The organism is Pseudomonas sp. 22072 (genome assembly GCF_052046095.1).
GTDB lineage: Bacteria > Pseudomonadota > Gammaproteobacteria > Pseudomonadales > Pseudomonadaceae > Aquipseudomonas > Aquipseudomonas paracarnis.
The window spans coordinates 144,631-169,263 of record NZ_JBQEQE010000006.1 but is presented as its reverse complement, the minus strand read 5'-3'; the positions used below and the strand labels follow the sequence as shown (position 1 = coordinate 169,263).

Sequence of the window (24,633 nt, the reverse complement as noted above, 5' to 3'; positions counted from 1 at the left end):
TCACGAGTCTTTGCGGGTCGGCTCTTGGACCTTTTCAGCCTGCACGTCGAAGGTACGGCGCTCAGTGATCGGCTGGGTGGCCTGCGGGTGAACAGGCTGGGCCGGTGGCACCGGATTGGCGCTTGGCTCGGCCGGCTTTTCATCATCGTTCATGGCTTTGCGAAAGCCCTTGATCGACTCGCCCACATCGGTGCCCAGGTTCTTGAGCTTCTTGGTGCCGAACACCAATACCACTACCACCAGAATGACGATCCAGTGTTTCCAGTCAAAAATGCCCATGCTTCAAATCCTCAAGTCTCAGTTATTCAGGCGGACGGGCGCGAGGCCTTCTCGGCGTGCCCGGACAAGCCGAAGCGACGGTCCAGTTCATCCAGCACGGCCTGTGGGTGCTGCCCCAGTTGGGCGAGCATCACCAGGCTATGGAACCACAAGTCTGCGGTCTCATAGATTACATCGCTGTAATCACCGCTGATTTGCGCGTCCTTGGCCGCAATGATGGTCTCGACGGATTCTTCGCCGAGTTTTTCCAGAATCTTGTTCAGGCCCTTGTGGTACAGGCTGGCGACGTAGGAGCTGTCGGCATCCGCGCCTTTGCGGTCTTCCAGCACCTGGGCCACACGGTTCAGGGTATCGCTCATGTTCAGTGTCCTGCTGGGTAGATGGCGTGCGGGTCTTTGAGCACCGGCTCCACAACCTTCCATTCGCCATTCTCGAACACGCGATAGAAGCAACTGTGGCGGCCAGTGTGGCAGGCAATGCCGCCGATCTGCTCGACCTTGAGGATTACCACGTCGGCATCGCAGTCCAGGCGCAGCTCGTGCAGGGTCTGCACGTGCCCGGATTCTTCGCCCTTGCGCCACAGTTTGCCACGCGAACGTGACCAGTAGATGGCGCGCTGCTCGGCGGCGGTGAGGCTCAGGGCCTCGCGGTTCATCCAGGCCATCATCAGCACGCGCCCGGTCTTGTAGTCCTGGGCAATGGCCGGCACCAGGCCGTCACTGTCCCATTTGATCTCATCCAGCCAGTCTTTCATGTTCGGCTCCGGCAATTTGCGACAGTGTATAACCGGATGGGCTATCGACGCACGATCAGATAAACGCCCACGGCGACCATGATGCCCGCTGGCCAGTGGCCTAGTTGGTTCAATGGCCCACCAATCGCCAGCATCACGCCGCCCACCAGGTGCGCGGCGCCGAGCAGGCGCAGGAACCAGTCGTCCTTGCGCTTGCGCCACGGTGGCTCAGGGTCCTTGGCATGGGGCTGGGACATGCGCTCCAGCAGGTCGCGGGTCATGTTGGCCAGGTGCGGCAGTTGCTCGAACTGGCTGTGCAGGTTGCCCAGCATGGTTTTCGGGCTCATGCGCTCGCGCATCCAGCGTTCCAGGAAGGGTTGCGCAGTGTTCCACAAGTCGAGGTCCGGGTAGAGCTGGCGGCCCAGGCCTTCGATGTTCAGCAGGGTCTTCTGCAACAGCACCAGTTGCGGCTGCACTTCCATATTGAAGCGCCGCGCGGTCTGGAACAGGCGCATCAGCACTTGGCCGAACGAAATATCCTTTAACGGTTTTTCGAAGATCGGCTCGCACACGGTGCGGATCGCCGCTTCGAATTCGTTGAGTTTGGTTTCCGCTGGCACCCAACCCGAATCAATGTGCAACTGCGCCACACGGCGATAGTCGCGCTTGAAGAAGGCAAACAGGTTGCGCGCCAGGTAATCCTGGTCTTCCGGGGTGAGGCTGCCGACGATACCGCAGTCGATGGCGATGTACTGCGGGCTCCACGGGTTGACGGTGCTGACGAAGATGTTGCCCGGGTGCATGTCGGCGTGGAAGAAACTGTCGCGGAACACTTGGGTGAAGAAAATCTCCACACCGCGTTCTGCCAACATCTTCATGTCGGTGCGCTGGTCGGCCAGGGTCGCGAGGTCGGTAACCTGCACGCCGTAGATGCGCTCCATCACCAGCACTTTTGGCCGGCACCAGTCCCAATACACCTGCGGCACATACAGCAGTTGCGAGCCTTCGAAGTTGCGTCGCAATTGGCTGGCATTGGCCGCTTCGCGCAGCAGGTCGAGTTCGTCGTAGATGGTTTTTTCGTAGTCGGCGACCACGTCCACCGGGTGCAGCAGGCGCGCATCGGCGGAGAAGCGTTCGGCGGCGCGGGCGAGGATAAACAGCCATGCCAGGTCCTGGCCGATGATCGGCTTGAGGCCTGGGCGAATGACTTTCACCACCACTTCTTCGCCGGTCTTGAGCTGCGCGGCGTGAACCTGCGCGACCGAGGCCGAGGCCAGGGGCTCGACGTCGAAGCGGCTGAACACCTCGCTGATCTTCTGGCCCAGCTGTTCTTCGATCAGCGCCATCGACTGCTGCGAATCGAACGGCGGCACGCGGTCCTGCAGCAGCATCAGCTCGTCGGCGATGTCTTCGGGCAACAGGTCGCGGCGGGTGGAGAGGATCTGCCCGAACTTGATGAAGATAGGCCCCAAATCCTGCAACGCCAAGCGCAGGCTGGCGCCACGGCTCAACGGCGACGGCTTGCGGGGCAACCAGCGCCACGGCAGCACATAACGCACCGCCAGCAGGAACCACGGCAAGGGCAGGGCAAACAGCAGGTCATCGAGACGGTAGCGGATTACGACGCGCTGGATACGAAACAAACGGCGGACGGCGAGCAGCTTCATGCGTTATCGCTTGGATCAAGGGAACGGCTCAAGCGCTCGAAGCGGGCCTCGAGGCGTTCCAGGTCGATTTTGGCCTTGTCGAGCTCGCGAAAGCGCGCTTGCGCTTCCCGTTGCCCGACCAGGGTGCGCGATTCTTCGCTCAGGTATTCTGCAAGGTTCTGGTTGAGGCTGGCGAACCCTTGCTGGTACCAGCGCGAGCGGCTGCGCAGGTGCCCGCTGATCAACTGGGTGGCGACGGGGCCAATCCAGCGCGACAGTTCGTATTCCCAGTCCAGCTCCAGGTCTTGCAGCACGGCGGCCAGGTCCATCAGCACCGCACTGTCGCCTTCCAGTTCCACCTCGGGGCTGTGGAGGATGGCGGTCTTGTTGCGGCTCAGTGCCAGGTGCAACAGGCTTGAGGCTGGTGCACGCAGGGTGCAATCGGCCTCAGCGGCCCATTGAGTGGCGAGCAGCAGGCCTTCATCGCTGGGCAGGATAAACAGCTGCAAGGCGGGGCTTCGGCAGTCGACGGCAATGACTTTGCCGGTCAGGTGCGCGAGCCGCGCCAGGGCGGTGCTGTCCAGGCGCAGTACACGGTTGAGGCCGTGCTCGACGCTGGCGAGAAGACCTTGCAGCAGCATCAGGGCTTGATGCCGCGGTGCAGGGCGACGATGCCGGACGTCATGTTGTGGTAGGTCACGCGGTCGAAACCGGCCTCCACCATCATCGACTTCAGGGTTTCCTGGTCCGGGTGCATGCGGATCGACTCGGCCAGGTAGCGGTAGCTCTCGGCGTCGTTGGTGATCAGCTTGCCCATCAGTGGCATGAAGGCGAACGAATAGGTGTCGTAGACCTTGGACATCAGCGCGTTGGTCGGCTTGGAGAATTCCAGCACCAGCAGGCGGCCACCCGGCTTGAGTACGCGCAGCATCGAGCGGATCGCGTCTTCCTTGTGAGTCACGTTACGCAGGCCGAACGCGATGGTCACGCAGTCGAAATGGTTGTCGGGGAACGGCAGCTTCTCGGCATCGGCCTGGACGAACTCGATATTGCCGGCCACGCCTTTGTCGAGCAGTCGGTCGCGGCCAACCTTGAGCATCGAGCCGTTGATATCGGCCAATACCACCTGGCCGGTGGGGCCAACCAGCTTGGAGAACTTGGCCGCCAGGTCGCCTGTGCCACCGGCGATGTCCAGCACCCGGTTGCCGGTGCGTACGCCCGACAACTCGATGGTGAAGCGCTTCCACAGGCGGTGCATGCCGCCGGAGAGCACGTCGTTCATCAGGTCGTACTTGGCTGCCACGGAGTGGAACACCTCAGCGACTTTTTCCGCCTTTTGGCTTTCCGGGACGTTCTTGAAGCCGAAGTGAGTGGTGGGTTCGGCATCGCTGCCTTTGCGCTGATCAGTCATATCGCTGTCACCAAAAGAGAATGCGGGACATGATAATCCCCAAGGCCTGCTTTGTCTTGGCAAGGCTGCAGGTAAGATAGACGCTCATCGAGACCTTTTGCCGCATGGCGGGTGTTCTGAGTCGTTATAAAGAGGAGTCATTGCAATGGCCCGTATTACCGTTGAGCGTGAACATACCCTGGGAAAAGAACAGGCGCGGGCCAAGGCGGAGCAATTGGCGCGCAAACTCGAGGATAAATATGGGGTGGAGTCTTCGTGGGCTGGCGACACCCTGAAGCTCAAGCGCTCCGGGGTTAAAGGCACGGTATTGGTGGCCGATGATTCGCTGCGCATTGATGTGGAACTTGGCCTGCTGATGTCGGCCATGAGTGGCACGATCAAGTCCGAAATCGAAAAGGCCCTGGATAAGGCCCTGGCTTGATACGGCTGTGCTTAGGGTGCCGATTCTAATTTTAAACCTTACTTTGTGCCCAAGCCCTCAACTCTTGCGGGCCGTCCGCCACCCAATTCTGTGTGAGGTGCACCATGGCCAAAGTTATTTTGAAGAAAAAAATCGACGTTCAGACCACCCCCCTGAGTGAGGTTAAAAGCTACGCCCGCAAGATCTGGCTGGCGGGTCTTGGCGCCTATGCCAAGGTCGGCAGCGAAGGCGGCGAGTACTTCAAAGAACTCGTTAGAAGCGGTCAACGTGTTGAAAGTAAAGGTAAAAAAGTTGTAGTTGAACAACTTGATGCCGCCAACAGTCAGATTGACCAAGTAAAGAGTAACGTCTCCGGTGTCAAAGGCCTGGTCGAACTTCAACTGGATAAAGTTGAAAAAGCTTTTGATACTCGTGTCGGCAGTGCCTTGAATCGGATCGGCATTGCGTCTAAACATGACGTGGAGACACTCTCTGCTAAGCTCGAAGAGCTGACGGCATTGCTCGAACGTGTCGCGCGTAAACACTAAGGAGACATCGGGATGGCTGTTAAAAAGACTACTCAGAAAGAAGGCAGCTCGTGGGTCGGGAAAGTTGAAGAATATTCCCGCAAAATCTGGCTCGCTGGTTTAGGCGTGTACTCGAAGATCGACAGTGACGGCAGCAAACTCTTCGAGACCTTGGTCAAAGACGGCGAGAAGGCCGAGAAGTTGACCAAGAGCACGGTCGGTAAAAAAGTCGACGCTGCCAAGGCGAGTGCGGGTTCCGCCAAATCGAGTATTTCGGATACTTGGGGCAAGTTGGAAGAAACGTTCGACAAGCGCCTCAACAGTGCTATTTCGCGACTGGGCGTACCGAGCAAGGCTGAGTTGAAGGCGCTGCATAGCAAGGTTGATACCTTGACCAAGCAAATCGAAAAACTCACCGGCGCCAAAGCGGCTCCCGCCAAGACCGCCGCGGCCAAGCCTGCAGCAAAACCGGCGGCCAAACCTGCGGCTAAAACCGCCGCTGCAAAACCCACCGCCAAAACTGCCGCCAAGCCTCTGGTTAAAGCCGCCGCCAAGCCAGCTGCCAAACCCGCTGCCAAAGCGCCGGCCAAAGCCGCGGCGAAACCTGCGGCCAAGCCAGCGGCTAAAACTGCTGCCGCCAAACCGGCTACCAAGCCTGCCGCTAAGCCAGTGGCCGCTAAAGCCGCCGCGAAACCTGCGGCTAAACCGGCTGCCAAACCTGCGGCTAAAACCGCTGCCGCTAAACCTGCTGCCAAGCCCGCCGCTGCGAAACCAGCTGCCAAGCCTGCAGCGGCCAAAAAGCCTGCGGTAGCGAAAAAACCGGCAGCCGCAAAGCCAGCCACGGCACCAGCACCGGCCGCTTCTACCGCCAATTCGGTGTCCGCGCCGACGCATGCGGCTGCTACCCCGACTGCAACGCCGGTTACCCCGACGCCATCCAGTCAGTCCTGATTTTTACGGGACACATAAAACGCCCGGTCTGCGAAGATTGGGCGTTTTTTATGCAAGCCTCAAAAACGCCGCATTCCCCATTTTGTAGGAGCGAGCTTGCTCGCGAAAAACTCAAAGACGCCGCGTTCATTCAGGAGGCACTCGTTATCGTTGACGTTTTTCGCGAGCAAGCTCGCTCCTACATGTTTAATCGGTGTCATCCAGGTACTTCAAGGCGAACCGCTCGGTCGCCTGCCGCGCCGTTGGCAGCAGATGCGGCGCCACCAGCATCATGATCTGGTACACCACCACCCGTACCTCACCTTCACGGTCCAGAATCCGTTGGTAATCCAACGAAAACAGCAATGTCAGGGTGATCTGCTCCACCAGTTGCCCCAACGCCTGGGTATCGCTAACCAGTTGCCCTGCCGCCTTCAGCCGCGCAAGCAATGACGCCAAGGTGCGCTTGAGCGCCGTGAGCAGGTGACGGATCCCCTTGGCCAGCTTGGGCAAGCGCCCCGCCAGGTTCGACAAGTCCTGGAACAGGAACCGATAGTGGGCCATGCGCTCGACAATCAGGTGCAAAAACAGCCAGTAGTCCTCAGCTTCCAGTTGCGCATCCGCAGGAGGGTCCAGCAGTGGCGCCAGCTCACACTGAAAGCGCTCGAACAGCCCCAGCACCAACGGCTCCTTGCCATGGAAGTGGTAGTAGAGGTTGCCGGGGCTGATCCCCATCTCATTGGCCACCTCCATGGTCGATACGTTCGGTTCGCCCTTGTGGTTGAACAACTGCAGGGCGCATTCAAGGATACGGTCGCGGGTCTTCATCCAGTCTTCTTAAAGTTGATTGCTGAGCTCAGCGCACGCGCACGTAAGTACCCGGCGCCGCTTCCATCGGTGGGTAATTCTGGTTGCCCAGGGCGGTGAGGGTTTCGCGTTGTACGCCGGAGCGTTTTTGTACCCACTCCAGCCATTGTGGCCACCAACTGCCTTCGACGTGCTGGGCGTCGTAATACCAGGCGCGCGGGTCGCTGCTCAGCTTGAGGTTCTCGACGTAGTTGGCCTTGGGGTTGCCCGGTGGGTTGAGGATGCTCTGGATATGCCCGCTGTTGGAGAGCACAAAGCGCCGCTCGCCACCCAGCAGTTGCGTGGAGCGGTACACCGCGTCCCACGGCGTGATGTGGTCATTGATGCCGGCCACGCTGAAGCTGTCCACCGAGACCTTGCGCAAGTCGATGGGCGTGCCGCATACCTCCAGGCCACCGGGATGGCTCAGGGGGTTGTGCTTGAAGAAGTCCAGCAGGTCGCCGTGCAGGGCGGCGGGCAGACGCGTGTTGTCATTGTTCCAGTACAGGATGTCGAACGCCGGCGGTTCCTTGCCCAGCAGGTAATTATTGATCCAGTAATTCCAGATCAGGTCGTTGGGGCGCATCCAGGCAAATATCTTGGCCATGTCGCGGCCATCCAGCACGCCTTGCTGGTAGGAGCGGCGTTTGGCGGCTTCCAGGGTCTGTTCATCGGCGAACAATGTAGCGGGGCTGTCGATCTGGCTGTCCAGCAGGCTCACCAGGTAACTGGCGCTGGAGATGCGCCGCAACTGGCGCTTGGCTTGCAGGTGGCCTTGCAGGGCGGCGATGGTCAGGCCGCCGGCGCAGGCGCCCATCAGGTTGACCTCGCGGGCGCCAGTGATGGCCCGGCATACGTTGAGCGCTTCTTCCAGCGCCGCGACGTAGGTGGACAGGCCCCATTCGCGATGCCGCACGTCCGGGTTGCGCCAGCTGACCATAAAGGTCTGCAGGCCGTTTTTCAGTGCGTATTGCACAAAGCTGTTGGCCGGGCTCAGGTCGAAGATGTAGTACTTGTTGATTTGCGGCGGCACTACCAGCAGCGGCTTGGCGTATTGTTTTTCGCTCATGGGCTTGTACTGGATCAGCTCCAGCAGTTCGTTGCGAAACACCACCGAACCGGGCGTGGTCGCCACGGTCTTGCCCACTTCAAAGGCGTGCTTGCTGACCTGGCGCGGCAAACCGTTGTTGTGCAGCAGGTCTTCGAACAAGTTGCTCACGCCGCGCACCACGCTGTTGCCGCCAGAGTTGAGCAGCTCCTTGATCGCCAGCGGGTTGAGCAGGGTGTTGGAAGGGGAGACAGCATCGTTGAGTAGGGCGAAGGCGAACTGCGCGCGGGCGCGATCATCGTCACTGAGGGTGCTGTCGTCGATCCACTGCCGTGTCTGTTTTTGCCAGCTCAGATAGGCTTGCAAGCTGCGCCGGTACAGTGGGTTGAGCTTCCAGGTGGGGTCGCTGAAGCGATGGTCCCTGGGGTTGGGTTCGTGCACGGTCTCACCCAGCAGCACGCGGCCCAGCTGGCCGCCCAGGGCCAGGGCGTGGCGGGCGGTGTGCACCGGGTTGCGCAGGCCGTGCGCGGCGACGGTACGCAGGGTCGACAGCAAGTCCCGGCCGCGCAGGCCGGTGATCGCATTTTGCGCGTTGATGAACGCAGCGGGGGTGGGCGCCGGGTTCGTCACGGGTCTTTCTCGCATGAGCCAACACTCCTTCGTCAAGTCATCAAGCAGGCACGCCAATCCAGAACCATAGTAGGTTCCTGGCAAGTTGCGCGGTGGTGTGTTCCTTCACACCGCCGGTCGCGGATGTATCACGGCGCGCAGGCGCTCCTCCTCCAGAAACTTCATGATGATCGGCGCCACGGCTTCGGCCCGGGTGATCAGGAACAGGTGGCCGTCATCGATGATGTGCAACTGTGCATTGGGGATGCGCCAGGCGAGCATGCGCATGTTGACCAGCGGGATCAGCGGGTCATCGTCCCCGGCCAGCACCAGGGTGGGCTGGCGGATCTTGTGCAGCCAATGAATGCTGGTCCAGCCCAGCCCGGCAAACAGTTGCCAGTAGTAGCCCAGCTTGCCGGCCGAGCGCACTTTGCTGGCGTGCTCGGCGGCCAGTTTGGAATCACGGCGGAACGAACCGCCATAAATCATCGGTGCAATGCGCACCACGTGGGACGGCTGGATATAACGCCTGGGGCTTGCCATCAGCCACAACACCTTGGGCTTGCCCGGCACCATAAAGGCCCCGGCCGCGGTGGCCGCGAGGATCAATTTCTTGCAGCGCTCGGGGTAGTCATACGCAAATTGCTGGGCCAACGCTCCGCCCCAGGACACGCCCACGGCATTCACTTGGCCGTAGTCGAGGTAATCGAGCATACGCGCGGTGAGCTTGGCCAGGCCGGGGAAGCGATAGGGTCGGTTCGGCGTCGAGGAACCGCCCACGCCGGGCACGTCGAAGGCGATCACTTCCAGGTCCGGGTCCAGGGCCTGGACGAACGGAAACACCAGCTCAAGGTTGGCGCCGATGCCGTTGAAGATCAGCAGCGGGGTCAAGTGCGGCTTGCCCGGGCGTACCGCCGTGCGGATGGTCTGGCCATCCAGGTCGATGGTACGGAAGATGAACGGTTGCGCCATGCTCAAGCCCTGTGAAGTGGTGCTATTGGTCTGTAGGAACTCGGTCAGTGTGGGAGCTGGCTTGCCTGCGATGGCATTCTTTCAGGCCACGATTAGTGAGCAGGCCCATCGCTATNAAGCCAGCTCCCACATCTGATCTCATTTCAATCACAAGAATGCCTAGCGTTCATGTACATAGGTACCCGGCGCCGCTTCAGCGGCTGCATAGGTTTTATTGCCTAATGTCGTCGGGGCTTTTTTCAGTTTTCCCGCCCGCTCCGCCTGCCACACCTGCCAATGCAGCCACCACGAATCGGTATGCTTGGTCGCATTCTCCTGCCACTCCAACGCACTTCCGGCCAGGCCCTCACTGGTCTGGTAGCGTGCCTTGGGGTTGCCCGGCGGGTTGAGGATGCTCTGGATATGCCCACTGCTGGACAGCACAAACTCGACCTTGCCGCCGAACAACTGCGCTGACTTGTAGCAGGACTGCCACGGCGTGATGTGGTCGTTGGTGCCGGCCAGGGAGTAGATATCGGCGGTGACCTGCTTGAGGTCGATGGGCGTGCCGCACACTTCCAGGGCGTTGGCGCGTACCAGTGGGTTGTTTTTGAACAGTTCGATCAGGTCGCCATGGAACGCGGCCGGCAAGCGTGTGGTGTCGTTGTTCCAGAACAGGATGTCGAACACCGGCGGCTCGTTGCCCAGCAGGTAGTTGTTGACCCAATAGTTCCAGATCAGATCGTTGGGGCGCATCCAGGCGAAGACCTTGGCCATGTCGCGGCCTTCCAGCACGCCGGCCTGATAGGAGTGGCGCTTGGCCGCTTCCAGAGTCTGTTCATCCACAAACAGCGCCACCTGGGTGTCCAGGGTGGTATCCAGCACGCTCACTAGCAGCGTCAGGGCGTTGACCTTCTTCTCGCCCAGCGCCGCGTAGTGGCCCAACAGTGCGGTGCAGGTGATGCCGCCGGAGCAGGCACCGAGCATATTCACATCCTTGCTGCCCGTAATCGCCGTGACCACATCCACTGCTTCCTTGAGCGCCTCGATATAAGTCGACAGGCCCCATTCGCGTTGGGCCTTGGTGGGGTTGCGCCAACTGACGATAAAGGTCTGCTGGCCATTGCGCAGGCAGAAGCGCGCCAGGCTCTTATCCGGGCACAGGTCGAAGACATAGAATTTGTTGATCTGCGGCGGTACCACCAGCAGCGGGCGTTCGTGTACCTGTTCGGTGATGGGCTTGTATTGGATCAACTCCAGTACATCGTTGCGAAACACCACCGCGCCTTCGCTGGTGCCCAGGGTCTTGCCGACTTCAAAGGCGCCCATGTTGACCTGGCTGGGCATACCGCCGTTGTGCACCATGTCCTTGGCCAGGTGGGAAAGGCCGTCGAGCAGGCTTTTGCCGCCGGTTTCAAAGAAGCGTTTGACCGCCGCCGGGTTGGCCGCGCTGTTGGTGGGGGCCATGGCTTCGGTCATCAGGTTGATCACGAAGTGGCCGCGGCTGATGTCTTGTGCCGACAGGTTGCTGTCGTCGATCCAGTCGTGAAGCTCCTTGCGCCACGCCAGGTAAGTCTGCAAATAACGTTTGTAGAGCGGGTTCTGGCTCCAGGCTGGGTCGTTGAAGCGACGGTCGTCGCCCTCGGGCACCAGCGCGGATTTGCCGAACATCACATTCTTCAATTCAACGCCAAAGTGGGCGACGTGCTTGACGCTGTGCAACGGTTGCTTGATGGCTTGGGTCAGCACCATCTTGGCCGAGGCCAATAAATCCTTTTTGCGTAACGCGATGATCGGGTTCAACCCCAGGGTGTTTTCCGAGGCCTGGCGTTTCAAGTCATCGTTATTCTTGTTACTCATCTACGACGCTCCATTGTCCGAAAGACGAGTACCGGCGATTGCTGCGCACCCAATTTCGATACACGACACCAGCCTGGTACTGCGACTCGGGTGACCGTTGATACCGCATCGTCAAATGCAGGGAACTTGCCAGCTCCATTGGTTACCCGAGTTTATTTTTTTTCGCAAGCGGGCCAATCGTTGGCCACGCGACAGGGCATTCAAGCAGATGAAATTAGAAAATGCGCTCTAAACAGCAAGACCCCTGTGCTAGAGCATCAGCCGCACGACCGACTCACTCGGATCGCGGGTTTTTCCAGCGGCTTTGAGCTCGTCCAGGTAGTCGGCCCATAGAGCGTCCTGACGTACGGCCAGCTGATAGAGATAGTCCCAGGTGAACAGTCCGCTGTCATGACCGTCGTCGAAGGTCAATTTCAGTGCGTACTGGCCGGCGGGTTCCAGCTTGATCAACCGGACGTTGAGCTTGCCGAATTGCAGGATGGGTTTGCCGTGGCCCTGGACCTCGGCAGAAGGGGAGTGCACCCGCAGGAATTCGGCGGGCAACTGGTAGGTTTCGTCCGGCCCGTAGGTCAGGCCGAGGGTGTTGGAGGTTTTGTGCAGGTTTACTGCGGTAGGAAATTTCGACATTGGAGATAACCCTGAAGGAACCGGCCCAAAATGTGGAAGGGACCAACGTGGGAGCCGGGCTTGCCCGCGATGCAGGCACCTCGGTGTTTCAGGAACACTGAAGTGATGCTATCGCAGGCAAGCCAGCTCCCACACAAGCCACTCCCACATTGAGTGAGGCTTACAGGATATAACGAGACAAGTCTTCGTTCTGCGCCAATTCGCCCAAGTGGCTGTTGACGTAGTCAGCATCGATCTTGATCGCTTCGCCATTCTGCGCACCGGCCATGTCGCCGGCGCTGAACGACACTTCCTCAAGCAGGCGCTCAAGCAAGGTATGCAGGCGACGGGCACCGATGTTCTCGGTCTTCTCGTTGACCTGCCAGGCGATCTCCGCCAGGCGCTTGATACCGTCAGCCTGGAATTCGATACCCAGCCCTTCGGTTTTCAGCAGCTCGCGGTACTGCTCGGTGAGCGAGGCATGCGGTTCGCTGAGGATGCGCTCGAAGTCGCCCGGCGTCAGTGCCTTGAGCTCCACCCGAATCGGCAGGCGGCCTTGCAGCTCGGGCACCAGGTCGCTGGGCTTGCTCAGGTGGAAGGCACCGGAGGCGATAAACAGGATGTGGTCAGTCTTGACCATGCCCAGCTTGGTGTTGACCGTGCACCCTTCGATCAGCGGCAGCAGATCGCGCTGCACGCCTTCGCGGGAGACATCCACGCCGCCGGAGTTGCCACGCTTGGCCACCTTGTCGATCTCATCGATAAACACAATGCCATGTTGCTCGACCGCTTCCAGGGCCTTGGCCTTGAGTTCTTCCTCATTGACCAGGCGCCCGGCTTCTTCGTCGCGCACCAGCTTGAGCGCATCCTTGACCTTGAGCTTGCGGCTTTTCTTCTTGCCCTTGCCCATGTTGGCGAACAGGTTTTGCAACTGGCTGGTCATTTCTTCCATGCCAGGCGGGGCAGAGATATCCACGCCGGACACTTCGGCCACTTCGATCTCGATTTCCTTGTCATCCAACTGGCCTTCACGCAGGCGCTTGCGGAACAGCTGACGGGTGTTGGAATCCGACGAAGGTGCGGCGTCTTCGTTGAAACCCATGCGTGCCGGTGGCAGCAGGGCGTCGAGGATGCGCTCTTCAGCGGCGTCTTCCGCGCGATGGCTGACCTTGGTCACTTCCTGTTCGCGCAGCATCTTCAGGGCGGCGTCAGCCAGGTCGCGAATGATCGACTCGACATCGCGGCCCACATAACCGACTTCGGTGAATTTGGTCGCTTCGACCTTGATGAACGGTGCATTGGCCAATTTGGCCAGGCGTCGGGCGATCTCGGTTTTGCCGACGCCGGTAGGGCCGATCATCAGGATGTTCTTGGGCGTTACTTCAACGCGCAGTTCTTCCGGCAGTTGCATCCGGCGCCAGCGGTTACGCAGCGCAATGGCAACGGCGCGCTTGGCATCGTCCTGGCCGATGATATGGCGGTTGAGTTCATGGACGATTTCGCGGGGAGTCATGGACATAGTGTTTGGCGGCCTCAAGCCTGAATAAGCCCAGGGCTTATTCGGCGAGGTCCTGCTCCTCAATGGTCTGATTGTGGTTGGTGAACACGCAGATATCGCCAGCGATACCCAGGGCGGTCTCGACGATTTCACGGGCCGACAGGTCGGTTTTCTTCAGCAGCGCGCTGGCCGCAGCCTGGGCGTAGCCGCCACCTGAACCCATGGCGATCAGGCCATGCTCGGGTTCAACCACGTCGCCGTTGCCGGTGATGATCAGGGAAGCGTCTTTGTTCGCAACCGCGAGCATGGCCTCCAGGCGGCTGAGGGAGCGGTCGGTGCGCCATTCTTTGGCAAGTTCCACAGCGGCGCGCACCAGGTGGCCCTGGTGTTTCTCAAGCTGGCCTTCGAAACGCTCGAACAGGGTAAAGGCGTCGGCGGTTGCGCCTGCGAAGCCGGCAAGCACCTGGCCGTGGTACAGGCGGCGCACTTTCTTGGCGTTGCCTTTCATCACGGTGTTGCCCAGGGAAACCTGGCCGTCGCCGCCCATGACAACTTTGCCGTGGCGACGTACTGAAACGATGGTGGTCAAGGGGAGAGTCTCCACGCAGCGGGGCGAAAATGCCCTGATGGAAACTCATATGGGGGTGGCGAGGGGGATTTCAACCGTAGGAAGGCAGGGCAGACGAGTGGTGATCGTTCCCACGCTCCGCGTGGTAATGCCGCCTTGACGCTCTGCGCCTGCTCTGTGACGCAGAGCGTCAAGGGACACGTTCCCACGCGGAGCGTGGGAACGATCAGTGAGTATGAGTCAGCGGCTCTGGCGTTGTTGTAACAACAGGTTGCTAAACCCGGCGCCGGCCAATTGCTTTTGCGCCACGGTCAGCTGTTCGCGGTTGCTGAACGGCCCCACCAATACGCGATACCAGGTCGCATCCTTCACCGTGCCGGACTCAACCGATACCGATTGGCCCAACAGAATGATCTGTGCGCGTACACGGTCCGCATCCGCCTGTTTCGGGAACGAGCCCGCTTGCAGGAAGAACTTGGTCACCGGCGCAGCCTTGGTGGCTGCCACTGGCGGTGCTGGCGGCGGCGTGATACCGGCCAGCGCGGCCTGGGCGCGCGCCGTGTCGATTTTTGCCGCTTCCGCTGGGGTTACCGGCGTGGTCGGCACTTGTGGCGTCGGCAGGGTTTTTTCCGGCACGGCGTCAGGCGGCACGATCACTTCCGATTCCGGCAGCAGCGTGTAGAAGTCGTACTTGGGCTTTACCGGTGCGGTCGGGCTTGGCGCGGTCTTGTTGGCTTCGGCGATTTTCGTGGCCTTTTGCTGCTCCTGTTTGACGCGCTTGACGTCATCGCCCTGGCCGGGCTCCAGCTTCATCAGAAACACGATAAATGCGCCGACCGTAAGGCCGATGGCCATCCACAACCAACCCGGAATCGGTTGCTTCGCCGGGGCCTGGTAGCGGCTGGCGCCGCGCTTGGGTGCAGGTTTTTTCTTGGCAGCCAACTTACATACGCTCCAGAGTTTCCAGGCCCAAGAGTTCCAGGCCTTGCTTGAGGGTGCGTCCAGCCAAGGCGGCAAGGCGCAGGCGACTTTGTTTCTGGGCTTCGTCGTCGGCGGTCAGGATCGGGCAGTTCTCGTAGAAGCTGGAGAACAGGCCGGCCACTTCGTACAAATAGGTGCACAAGATGTGCGGCGTGCCTTTTTCGCCAACGCTGTTGAGCACTTCGCCAAATTGCGCGAGCTTGGCCGCCAGTTCCTGTTCGTGGGCGGCGTCCAGCGCGATCTGGCCTTCGACTTCGCTGAAGTCCTTGCCCAGCTTGCGGAATACCCCAGCCACGCGAGTGTAGGCGTACAGCAGGTACGGCGCGGTGTTGCCTTCGAAGTTGAGCATCAGGTCGAAGTTGAAGCTGTAGTCGCTGGTGCGGTGCTTGGACAGATCGGCGTATTTCACCGCGCCAATGCCCACCACGCGGGCGATGTTGCGCAGGTCGGCCTCGGCCAGCTCCGGGTTCTTTTCCTTCACCAGGTTGTAGGCACGTTCCTGGGCTTCGGTCAGCAGGTCGATCAGCTTCACGGTGCCGCCATCGCGGGTCTTGAAGGGGCGGCCATCGGCGCCGTTCATGGTGCCAAAGCCCATGTGCTCCATGTGCATCGGGTGGGTGACGAAACCGGCGCGACGCGCCACTTCGAACACCTGCTGGAAGTGCAGGGCCTGGCGCTGGTCGACGAAGTACAGCGCACGGTCAGCCTTGAGCACGCCACTGCGGTAACGCACGGCGGCCAGGTCGGTGGTGGCGTAGAGGTAGCCGCCATCGGCCTTGACGATGATCACCGGCAGCGGCTCGCCGTCGGCGGTCTTGAATTCTTCGAGGAACACGCACTGGGCGCCGTTGCTTTCGACCAGCAGGCCCTTGGCCTTGAGGTCGTTGACCACGTTGATCAGGTCGTCGTTGTAGGCGCTTTCGCCCATCACGTCGGCCATGGTCAGTTTCACATTGAGCAGCTCGTAGATTTCCTGGCAATGAGACAGGGAAATTTCACGGAAGCGGTTCCACAGCGCCAGGCATTCTTCGTCGCCGGCTTGCAGCTTGACCACCAGGCCGCGGGCGCGGTCAGCGAACTCTTCGGATTCATCGAAACGCTTTTTGGCAGCACGGTAGAAATTTTCCAGGTCGGCCAGCTCGTTGCTGGTGATCGGGTTTTCCTGCAGATAGGCCATCAGCATGCCGAACTGGGTACCCCAGTCGCCCACGTGGTTCTGGCGGATCACGGTGTCGCCGAGGAATTCCAGCACGCGTGCCACGCCATCGCCAATGATAGTGGAGCGCAGGTGGCCCACGTGCATTTCCTTGGCCAGGTTCGGTGCCGACAGGTCGATGACCACGCGCTGGCTGTCGCCGGCCTTGCGTGCACCGATGCGCGCATCGGCCAGGGCGGCATCCAGGCGTGACGCCAGGGCCTGGGTGTTCTGGAAGAAGTTGATAAAGCCTGGGCCGGCGATTTCGGCCTTGGTGACACTGGCGTCAGCCGGCAGGGCTGCGATGATTTTTTCTGCCAGGTCACGCGGCTTCATGCCGGCCGGCTTGGACAGCATCATCGCGATGTTGCTGGCGAAGTCGCCATGGGTCTTGTCGCGGGTGTTCTCCACCTGGATCGCCGGCGACAGGCCTTCAGGCAACACACCTTCGTTGACGAGTTGGGTGAGGGCTTGTTGGATCAGCTGGCGAATGGTGTCTTTCATGGTGTTCTCTTTCGACCGCAAGCGGCGGCGCGCGATGCGCAGGTGGAAAAACTGGGCATTATCCGTGGCGAGGGCGGGCTTGCCAACCGTTCAGACTATATGGCGGACCTGCGGGCCTCTTCGCGGGCAAGCCCGCTCCCACATTTAAGGGTATTCACATTTCATAATGTGCGAGCTGGCTTGCCTGCGATGACGTAATTACCCTCAATACAAATCTACCGGGTCTACATCCAACGACCATCGCACCTGCCGACCGCTGGGCAGTTGCTCCAGCTCAAGCATCCAGCGACTTAATAGCCGATGCAGCGGGGCGCGGGAGGTTGCCTGCAAGAGTAGCTGAGCGCGATAACGTCCGGCGCGCCGCTCCATGGGCGCTGGCACCGGGCCGAGTAGTTCGATGCCACTGAGGGTCAGTTCGCCCAATAAACGTTCGGCGGCGCTGCAGGCCTCATCAAGAAAGCCTTCGGCCTGCCCGGGTTTGTGGGCTTCGGCACGCAGCAGCGCCAGGTGCGCAAAGGGCGGGAGGCCGGCGGCGCGGCGTTCGCTCAAGGCCTGTTCGGCGAAGGCAAAGTAGCCTTGTTCCGTCAGTTGAATCAGCAGCGGGTGGTCGGCCAGGTGCGTCTGGATAATCACCCTGCCTGGCTCTTCGGCCCGACCGGCGCGTCCTGCCACCTGCACGATCAACTGCGCCATGCGTTCGCTGGCGCGAAAATCCCCGGAGAACAACCCGCCATCGGCATCCAGGATCGACACCAGGGTCACCCGTGGGAAGTGATGCCCCTTGGCAAGCATCTGCGTGCCCACCAGGATGCACGGTTGGCCTTTGTGGATGGTGGCGAACAGTTGGTTCATGGCGTCTTTGCGCGACGTGCTGTCGCGGTCCACCCGTAGCACCGGGTAGTCCGGGAACAGAATGCCGAGGCGTTCTTCGGCGCGCTCGGTGCCGGCGCCCACGGGCCGCAGGTCCACCTTGCCGCACTGCGGGCAATGGCGCGGTACCCGTTCCACATGGCCGCAGTGATGGCAGCGTAACTCGCCGTGGCGCTGATGCACCGTCATGCGCGCATCGCAGCGCTCGCAGCCGGACATCCAGCCGCAGTCATGGCACAGCAGCGTCGGGGCAAAGCCGCGGCGGTTGAGAAATACCAATACTTGCTGGCCGGCGGCGAGGGTCTGGCCAATCGCCTGTTGCATCGGCCCGGAAATCCCGCTGTCCAGCGGGCGGCTTTTCACGTCCAGGCGCAGGAAACGCGGTTGTTTGGCGCCGCCAGCACGCTCGTTCAGGCGCAGCAGCCCGTAACGGCCGGTGTAGGCGTTGTGCAGGCTTTCCAAGGAAGGCGTGGCCGAGCCCAGCACAATCGGGATATCTTCCTGGCGGGCGCGCACCAGCGCGAGGTCGCGGGCGTGGTAGCGCAAACCTTCCTGCTGTTTATAGGAGCCATCGTGCTCCTCGTCGACGATGATCAGCCCGGGGTTTTTCATCGGCGTGAACAGTGCTGAGCGCGTGCCGATAATAATGTCGGCCTCGCCGTCCCGCGCCGCTAGCCACGACTCCAGGCGTTCACGGTCATTGACCGCTGAGTGCACCAGGGCGATCCGGGCATTGAAGCGTTGCTCGAAACGCGCCACGGTCTGCGGGCCCAGGTTTATCTCGGGGATCAGCACCAGTGCCTGCTTGCCCGCCTGCAGGGTTTCGCGGATCAGCTGCAAATAGACCTCGGTCTTGCCGCTGCCAGTGACGCCGGCCAGCAGGAACGCGTGGAAACTGTCGAAACCGGCGCGAATCGCCTCATACGCGGCGCGTTGCTCGGGGTTCAGCGGCAACTCCGGCTGGGCCAGCCAGTGTTCGTGGCGCGGGTCCGGGGCGTGTTTGCGGATTTCCACCTGCACCAGGCCCTTGGCCAGCAGCAGGTCGAGGCTGTCTTTGCTCAGCATCAGCTTGCTTAATAGCTGATGGGCCACGCCGTGTGGGTGTTGTGCCAAGGTGGCCAGGGCCTCACGCTGGCGCGGAGCGCGGGCGATGCGCGGGTCGTCGAGGCGTGCGCCGGGCACCATCGACCAGAAACGCTCCTGGCGCGCTTCGGCCAGTTCGCCCTGGCGCAGCAGCACCGGCAGCGCCCAGCTCAAGGTATCGCCCAGGCTGTGTTGGTAATACTGCGCGGTCCACAGGCACAGCTTGAACAGCGCGGGCGGCAGCGGTGGTGTGGCGTCGAGCAGGGCAATTGCCGGCTTGAGCTTTTCGGCAGGCACTTCGCTGTGGTCGGTGACTTCCACCAGAATGCCGATCATTTCCCGGCGCCCGAACGGCACGCGCACGCGCATGCCCGGTTGCAACTGCGCACGCGACACGCCGGGCGGGGCCCGGTAATCGAACAGGCGGCGCAGGGGCGAGGGCAGGGCTAGGCGCAAAATGGCGTCGGGCACGCGAGGATTCTCATCAATAAAGGCAAGCGGTGGCGCAGGGGCGCGAGCCTAGCAGACCGGGGGTGTCCCGTCTCCAGTACTGGAATCGGATCTTGTGGGAGCTGGCTTGCCTGCGAAAGCGCTAGTGCAGTAACAGATGCAGTGACTGACACACCGCCTTCGCGGGCAAGCCCGGCTCCCACATTGACGGCGGTGTGTGAGGAATATCTGATGAAAGGAAGTTTTCGACCATTCCCGCCGCTTGCGTGATTAAAAAGGTCTGGTAGAATCCGCGGCCTAATTACGTGCGGTATTCGACAATAGTGTCGAGTGGCGGCACGCTAGCCCGAGGAAGTGCCATGAAAGCCGATATCCATCCAGCGTACGAAACCATCGAAGTCACCTGCAGCTGCGGCAACAAGTTCGAAACTCGTTCGAACCTGTGCAAGCCACTGGGTACTGACGTATGCAACGAGTGCCACCCGTTCTACACCGGTAAGCAGAAAACTCTGGACACCGGCGGCCGCGTACAGCGCTTCGCAGATCGCTTTGGTGCTTTCGGCAAGAAGCCTGCTGCTACTCCAGCAGAGTAAGGTTCAAGAGCCTTATGGGCTTTTACCTGCTGTTGAAAAAGGCGTCCCTTGTGGGCGCCTTTTTTGTGCCTGGGATTTGGCTGGCGACCGCTCAGGCCAACCCCTTCTGCCCCGCCCCGGCGGCCGTCGTGCGTGTGGAGGTACAGCGTGTGGTGGATGGCGACACGGTACGCCTCAAGGACGGTCGCAGCGTGCGCATGATCGGCCTCAACGCGCCGGAAACCGGCAAGAAGGGCCGCCCTGACGAGCCATTCGCTGTCGCCGCCCGCCAGCGCCTGCAGGCGTTGGTCAAGGCCAGCGATGGGCGTGTCGGCCTGGTGCCGGGGCGCGAACCCAAAGACCATTACGGGCGCACCCTGGCTCACCTCTACGGCGCCAATGGCGAGAATCTGGAGGCGCAACTGCTGGCCGAGGGCCTGGGGTACCAAGTGGGCGTGGCGCCGAATGTGGACCTGGTTGCCTGCCAGCAGGCGGCCGAAAACAGCGCCCGCCAGGCACGGCTTGGCCTGTGGCGCCAATCGCCGGTGCACAGCGTGGCGAATCTCAAGCGCTCCGGGTTTGCGCTGGTGGCCGGTCGGGTCAGCAAGATCGAGCGTAATCGCGGTGGAATCTGGATTGAGCTGCAGGGCTCACTGGTATTGCGTATTGCGCCCGAGCTGATCAGCCAGTTCGATACGGCCATGCTCGATGGTCTGCAAGGCCGCACCATTGAGGCGCGCGGTTGGGTGCAGGATCGAGCCCGCCGTGGCGGCCTGAAAAAAGGCCAAGCGCGCTGGCTGTTGCCAATAACCGACCCCGGCATGCTGAAATCGGCGCTTTGAATAAAAAATTGTAGACATTTTTTATTTCGATTGTGAACAGTTGAGCCCTTGTATCCCGTGGCTCTTGGCCAAAAGTCGTAGCGCAGGGCCCTTGACACCTGTGACTGCCCAGTCTTGTAGGGACTTTACGACACGCGTATCCTCGGCGGTCCGTCGACCAACAGTAAAAGCGGAATGCCGATATGTCTGATTTGAAAACTGCCGCTCTCGAATACCATGCCCATCCTCGTCCAGGAAAGCTGAGTGTAGAGCTCACCAAAGCCACTGCCACTGCCCGCGACCTGTCGCTGGCCTACAGCCCTGGTGTTGCCGAACCCGTACGTGAAATCGCCCGTGACCCAGAGCTGGCGTACAAGTACACCGGCAAAGGCAACCTGGTTGCAGTGATTTCCGATGGCACCGCGATTCTGGGCCTGGGTAACCTCGGCCCATTGGCTTCCAAGCCAGTCATGGAAGGCAAGGGCGTGCTGTTCAAGCGCTTTGCCGGCATCGACGTTTTCGACATCGAAGTCGATTCCGAAAGCCCGCAGGCGTTCATCGACACCGTCAAGCGCATTTCCATCACGTTCGGTGGCATCAACCTGGAAGACATCAAGGCGCCTGAGTGCTTCGAGATCGAAAAGGCCCTGATCGAGCAGTGCGACATTCCGGTATTCCACGATGACCAACACGGCACCGCGATCGTTACCGCAGCCGGCATGATCAACGCCCTGGAAATTGCTGGCAAAACCCTGGGCGAGGCGAAAATCGTCTGCCTGGGCGCCGGTGCCGCGGCCATTTCCTGCATGAAGCTGATCATCAGCATGGGCGCCAAGCTGGAAAACATCTACATGGTCGACAGCAAGGGCGTGATTCAGTCCGAGCGCACCGACCTGAACCAGTACAAGGCGATGTTTGCCCATCCGTCCTCCAAGCGCACCCTGGCTGACGCCCTCGACGGTGCCGACGTGTTCGTTGGCCTGTCCGGCCCGAACCTGCTGAGCGCTGAAGGCCTCAAATCCATGGCGCCGAACCCTATCGTGTTCGCCTGCTCCAACCCGGATCCGGAAATCTCTCCAGAACTGGCCCACGCCACTCGCAGCGACGTGATCATGGCCACCGGCCGTTCGGACTACCCGAACCAGGTCAACAACGTATTGGGCTTCCCGTTCATCTTCCGTGGTGCCCTGGACGTTCGCGCCAAGCGCATCAACGAAGAAATGAAAGTGGCCGCTGCCAACGCCCTGCGTGAACTGGCCAAGCTGCCGGTACCTCAGGATGTGTGTGACGCCTACGGTGGCGCCAAGCTGGAATTCGGTCGTGAGTACATCATTCCGAAACCAATGGACAAGCGCCTGATCACCCTGATCTCCGATGCCGTGGCCAAGGCCGCTATCGAGACTGGTGTGGCTACCCTGCCGTATCCAAAGAACTACCCGCTGCAAAGCGTGGATGATGTGTTCAACGGCTAAGCCGTTGTAGACACACCCGCAAAAAAAGCCCCGCCTGAGTGATCAGTCGGGGCTTTTTTGTGGCTGATGTCCCGTGGCTGATCTTTCCCACGCTCTGCGTGGGAATGCCCACCTGGACGCTCCGCGTCTGCTTTTAAGATCGTGACGCAGAGCGTCACGGGATGCATTCCCACGCGGAGCGTGGGAACGATCGGCCGATCAGCGTGATCAGGTCAGAACAAATCGATCGGCGCGCCTTCATCCGCCGGCAGCGGGCTGCCCGGCACTGCGCCGTTGCCCAGTTCGTTGACCGATGGCGGTGTGTCTTCGCTCTTGAACAGCTCGAAGTACGCATTCGGCGTGCTCGGTGAAGCTGCGCGGCCACTGATCGGGTCGATGCGCAGGCTGAGGATGCCTTCTGGCTCTGGCTGGGTGTGCAGCGGCTTGTCCTTGAGCGCTGCGCCCATGTAGCTCATCCAGATCGGCAGGGCGACGGTGCCACCAAACTCGCGGCGGCCCAGGCTTTCAGGCTGGTCATAGCCGGTCCACACGGTGGTCACGTAGTCGCCGTTGTAGCCGGAGAACCACGCGTCCTTGGACTCGTTGGTGGTACCGGTCTTGCCAGCGATATCCGCACGGCCCAGAGCCAGTGCGCGGCGGCCGGTGCCCTTCTTGATCACGTCTTGCAGGATGCTGTTGAGGATGTAGGTAGTGCGGCCGTCCACGATGCGCTCGGCAACCGCTGGCGCTTGCGGTTCGGCCGGTGCGCCGGCGTTTGCGGCCGACGGTGTGCCTGGCGTCGCCTCGATGGTGATACCGCCGTTGCTCGGTACCGCAAGCCCGTCGGTCGCGGCCACACCATTGACCACATCGCCGGGTACCCGTGGCGGGTTGGCGGTGAACAGGGTGTCGCCATTGCGGCTTTCGATCTTGTCGATCAGGTACGGCGCGATCTTGTAGCCGCCGTTGGCAAAGGTGCTCCAGCCGGTGGCGATTTCCATCGGCGTGAGGGTCGCGGTACCCAAGGCCAGGGACAGGTTTGGCGGCAGGTCCGACTTGGCGAAGCCAAAGCGCGTCATGTAGTCGATGGTCTTGCCTACGCCCATCGCCTGCAACAGGCGGATCGACACCAGGTTGCGTGACTTGTACAGCGCCTCGCGGATACGGATCGGGCCGAGGAACGTGTTGGTGTCATTCTTCGGACGCCAGACCTTGTCCAGATATTCATCGACAAACACGATTGGCGCGTCGTTGACCAGGCTGGCGGCGGTGTAGCCGTTGTCCAGCGCGGCACTGTAGACAAACGGCTTGAAACTGGAGCCCGGCTGGCGCTTGGCCTGGGTAGCGCGGTTGTAGTTGCTCTGCTCGAAGGCAAAGCCGCCGACCAGTGCGCGGATCGCACCGTTCTGCGGGTCCAGGGACACCAGGGCGCCCTGGGCGAGCGGCACCTGGCTGAATTTGAGGCTGTCATCCTTTTGGCGTTGCACGCGGATCAAATCACCCACCTGGGCCACGTCGGATGGCTGCTTGGGCATCGGGCCCATGCTGTTGGTGTTCAGGAACGGGCGTGCCCACTTCATGCTGTCCCAGGCTACATGGGCTTCGCCAGAGCGGGTCAGCACTTGGATGCCGTCCTTGGTTACCTGGGTGACGATGGCCGGGTCCAGGCCGCTGATCGAACGCTGTTTGCCCAATTCGGTGGTCCAGGCACTCAGGGTCTTGCCCGGCAGGCGCGACTCGGGGCCACGGTAGCCGTGACGCTGGTCATAAGTGATCAGGCCTTCATGTACCGAATGGTTGGCGATTTCCTGCAAGTTGCTCGGCACCGTCGTGGTGACGCGGAAACCTTCGGTGTAGGCCTCGCTGCCATAACGGCCAACCATCTCGGCGCGGGCCATTTCGGCGATATAGGGTGCATTCACTTCTGGGGTCGGCACGTGATAGCTGGCGTTCAGCGGCTCGGCTACGGCACTTTCATAAGCGGCCTGGTCGATCTTGCCCAGTTTGTACATGCGGCCCAGGATCCAGTCACGGCGTTCTTTACTGCGCGCCGGGTTGGCCAGCGGGTTGAAGCGCGACGGTGCCTTGGGCAGGCCGGCGATCATCGCCATTTGCGCCAGGCTGGCGTCACGAATCGACTTGCCATAGTAGACCTGGGACGCGGCCTCGATGCCGTAGGCGCGGTTGCCCAAGTAGATCTTGTTGACGTACAGCTCGAGGATTTCATCCTTGGTCAACTGGCGTTCGATCTGCAGCGCCAGCAGGATTTCGGTGGCCTTGCGGGAAAAGCTGCGTTCGCTGGTGAGGAAGAAGTTCTTCGCCACCTGCATGGTGATGGTGCTGCCACCCGATTGAATGTGTCCACTTTTTACCAATTGCGTGGCTGCACGCACCAGGCTGCTGGGGTCTACGCCGTAGTGGTTGGCGAAATTATCGTCTTCGGCAGACAGCAAAGCGCTGATGAAATTGGGTGGAATGTCGGCGAAACGGATCGGTGTGCGGCGCATTTCGCCGAACTCCGCGATCAGTTTTTCATCGCTGCTGTAGACCCGCAAAGGAATCTGCAACTGGATACTTCTGAGGGCCTCTACGGAGGGCAAACCCGGACTAAGGTAGAGGTAGGCCCCGCTGAGTACGAGCAGCAGCCCGCAAACGATGGCGACAATGGAGTACCCGAAAAACTTCAGCAGACGAATCAAGGCTTTTGGATTTCCAGAGAAAAGAATGAGTTACGCGTCGGGGATGCATGGCAAACGATGGATCGACCCGGGCAGCAGATAAAAAGCGGGAAAAA

The 24,633-nt window shown here is 60.9% G+C and carries 23 protein-coding genes; 6 read left to right on the top strand and 17 right to left on the bottom strand.

Annotated features, from left to right (window positions below; genetic code table 11):
* From ACTJLA_RS08670 to ubiE, 6 genes are read right to left on the bottom strand one after another with little or no spacing between them, the layout of a single operon-like run.
* On the bottom strand, positions 1-279 hold the full coding sequence (locus tag ACTJLA_RS08670) for a twin-arginine translocase TatA/TatE family subunit (protein WP_003187877.1): 279 nt from the start codon (positions 277-279) through the stop codon (positions 1-3).
* Between the two features lie 26 nt (positions 280-305).
* Positions 306-638, bottom strand: a complete 333-nt coding sequence (locus ACTJLA_RS08665; RefSeq protein WP_003187881.1) for a phosphoribosyl-ATP diphosphatase — start codon at positions 636-638, stop codon at positions 306-308.
* Between the two features lie 2 nt (positions 639-640).
* Positions 641-1,033: a phosphoribosyl-AMP cyclohydrolase gene (gene hisI / locus ACTJLA_RS08660; protein ID WP_003187884.1), complete on the bottom strand. Its 393-nt coding sequence runs from the start codon at positions 1,031-1,033 to the stop codon at positions 641-643.
* 41 nt (positions 1,034-1,074) lie between these two features.
* Positions 1,075-2,679 carry a ubiquinone biosynthesis regulatory protein kinase UbiB gene (gene ubiB / locus ACTJLA_RS08655; protein WP_019820016.1) on the bottom strand — a complete coding sequence of 535 codons (1,605 nt, stop codon included), beginning with the start codon at positions 2,677-2,679 and terminating at the stop codon, positions 1,075-1,077.
* Positions 2,676-3,299, bottom strand: coding sequence for a ubiquinone biosynthesis accessory factor UbiJ (locus ACTJLA_RS08650; protein ID WP_019820017.1), 624 nt, complete (start codon positions 3,297-3,299; stop codon positions 2,676-2,678). The genes ubiB and ACTJLA_RS08650 overlap by 4 nt, the downstream gene beginning before the upstream one ends.
* Positions 3,299-4,069 carry a bifunctional demethylmenaquinone methyltransferase/2-methoxy-6-polyprenyl-1,4-benzoquinol methylase UbiE gene (ubiE, locus tag ACTJLA_RS08645; RefSeq protein WP_003171186.1) on the bottom strand — a complete coding sequence of 257 codons (771 nt, stop codon included), beginning with the start codon at positions 4,067-4,069 and terminating at the stop codon, positions 3,299-3,301. The genes ACTJLA_RS08650 and ubiE overlap by 1 nt, the downstream gene beginning before the upstream one ends.
* A 145-nt stretch (positions 4,070-4,214) precedes the next feature.
* On the opposite strand from ubiE, the gene ACTJLA_RS08640 reads away from it, so the two are divergent.
* The 3 genes from ACTJLA_RS08640 to ACTJLA_RS08630 all read left to right on the top strand — a co-directional run bounded on the left by ACTJLA_RS08640 (position 4,215) and on the right by ACTJLA_RS08630 (position 5,947).
* Positions 4,215-4,490: a polyhydroxyalkanoic acid system family protein gene (locus tag ACTJLA_RS08640; protein ID WP_034125562.1), complete on the top strand. Its 276-nt coding sequence runs from the start codon at positions 4,215-4,217 to the stop codon at positions 4,488-4,490.
* A 104-nt stretch (positions 4,491-4,594) separates the two neighbouring features.
* Entirely contained in the window at positions 4,595-5,017 is a 423-nt protein-coding gene (locus ACTJLA_RS08635; RefSeq protein ID WP_060764876.1) for a phasin family protein, read from the top strand.
* A gap of 12 nt (positions 5,018-5,029) precedes the next feature.
* Entirely contained in the window at positions 5,030-5,947 is a 918-nt protein-coding gene (locus ACTJLA_RS08630) for a phasin family protein (protein WP_034125564.1), read from the top strand.
* Positions 5,948-6,133: 186 nt separating this feature from the next.
* Here ACTJLA_RS08630 and ACTJLA_RS08625 read toward each other — a convergent pair whose 3' ends face one another.
* From ACTJLA_RS08625 to ACTJLA_RS08580, 10 genes are all read right to left on the bottom strand, one after another.
* Positions 6,134-6,754, bottom strand: coding sequence for a TetR/AcrR family transcriptional regulator (locus ACTJLA_RS08625; RefSeq protein ID WP_054919462.1), 621 nt, complete (start codon positions 6,752-6,754; stop codon positions 6,134-6,136).
* A gap of 28 nt (positions 6,755-6,782) precedes the next feature.
* Positions 6,783-8,465, bottom strand: a complete 1,683-nt coding sequence (gene phaC, locus ACTJLA_RS08620) for a class II poly(R)-hydroxyalkanoic acid synthase (protein ID WP_181124063.1) — start codon at positions 8,463-8,465, stop codon at positions 6,783-6,785.
* A gap of 90 nt (positions 8,466-8,555) precedes the next feature.
* Entirely contained in the window at positions 8,556-9,401 is an 846-nt protein-coding gene (gene phaZ, locus ACTJLA_RS08615) for a poly(3-hydroxyalkanoate) depolymerase (RefSeq protein WP_019820034.1), read from the bottom strand.
* Positions 9,402-9,560: 159 nt separating this feature from the next.
* Positions 9,561-11,240, bottom strand: a complete 1,680-nt coding sequence (gene phaC / locus ACTJLA_RS08610; RefSeq protein WP_054896198.1) for a class II poly(R)-hydroxyalkanoic acid synthase — start codon at positions 11,238-11,240, stop codon at positions 9,561-9,563.
* 249 nt (positions 11,241-11,489) lie between these two features.
* Positions 11,490-11,867, bottom strand: coding sequence for a gamma-butyrobetaine hydroxylase-like domain-containing protein (locus ACTJLA_RS08605; protein ID WP_054919456.1), 378 nt, complete (start codon positions 11,865-11,867; stop codon positions 11,490-11,492).
* A gap of 160 nt (positions 11,868-12,027) precedes the next feature.
* Entirely contained in the window at positions 12,028-13,365 is a 1,338-nt protein-coding gene (gene hslU / locus ACTJLA_RS08600) for an ATP-dependent protease ATPase subunit HslU (protein WP_044270712.1), read from the bottom strand.
* 37 nt (positions 13,366-13,402) lie between these two features.
* Positions 13,403-13,933, bottom strand: a complete 531-nt coding sequence (gene hslV / locus ACTJLA_RS08595; protein ID WP_003171209.1) for an ATP-dependent protease subunit HslV — start codon at positions 13,931-13,933, stop codon at positions 13,403-13,405.
* A 219-nt stretch (positions 13,934-14,152) separates the two neighbouring features.
* Positions 14,153-14,854, bottom strand: coding sequence for an SPOR domain-containing protein (locus ACTJLA_RS08590; RefSeq protein WP_003187899.1), 702 nt, complete (start codon positions 14,852-14,854; stop codon positions 14,153-14,155).
* A gap of 1 nt (position 14,855) precedes the next feature.
* Complete coding sequence (gene argS / locus ACTJLA_RS08585; protein ID WP_019817938.1) at positions 14,856-16,592, bottom strand: arginine--tRNA ligase; 1,737 nt, start codon at positions 16,590-16,592, stop codon at positions 14,856-14,858.
* Positions 16,593-16,796: 204 nt separating this feature from the next.
* Positions 16,797-19,016 (bottom strand): primosomal protein N', encoded by a 2,220-nt coding sequence (locus ACTJLA_RS08580; RefSeq protein WP_127880492.1) that lies wholly within the window; start codon positions 19,014-19,016, stop codon positions 16,797-16,799.
* Positions 19,017-19,354: 338 nt separating this feature from the next.
* Here ACTJLA_RS08580 and rpmE point away from each other — a divergent pair, with 338 nt between their 5' ends.
* The 3 genes from rpmE (at position 19,355) to ACTJLA_RS08565 (ending at position 21,860) form a co-directional block, all read left to right on the top strand.
* Entirely contained in the window at positions 19,355-19,588 is a 234-nt protein-coding gene (rpmE, locus tag ACTJLA_RS08575; RefSeq protein WP_005784030.1) for a 50S ribosomal protein L31, read from the top strand.
* A 14-nt stretch (positions 19,589-19,602) separates the two neighbouring features.
* Positions 19,603-20,409: a thermonuclease family protein gene (locus ACTJLA_RS08570; RefSeq protein WP_198790478.1), complete on the top strand. Its 807-nt coding sequence runs from the start codon at positions 19,603-19,605 to the stop codon at positions 20,407-20,409.
* A 182-nt stretch (positions 20,410-20,591) separates the two neighbouring features.
* A complete protein-coding gene (locus tag ACTJLA_RS08565; protein ID WP_005784034.1) occupies positions 20,592-21,860 on the top strand; it encodes a malic enzyme-like NAD(P)-binding protein in 1,269 nt (422 codons plus the stop codon).
* Positions 21,861-22,072: 212 nt separating this feature from the next.
* On the opposite strand, the gene ACTJLA_RS08560 is transcribed toward ACTJLA_RS08565, so the two are convergent.
* Entirely contained in the window at positions 22,073-24,535 is a 2,463-nt protein-coding gene (locus ACTJLA_RS08560; RefSeq protein WP_371262626.1) for a penicillin-binding protein 1A, read from the bottom strand.
* Positions 24,536-24,633 lie beyond the last annotated feature (98 nt).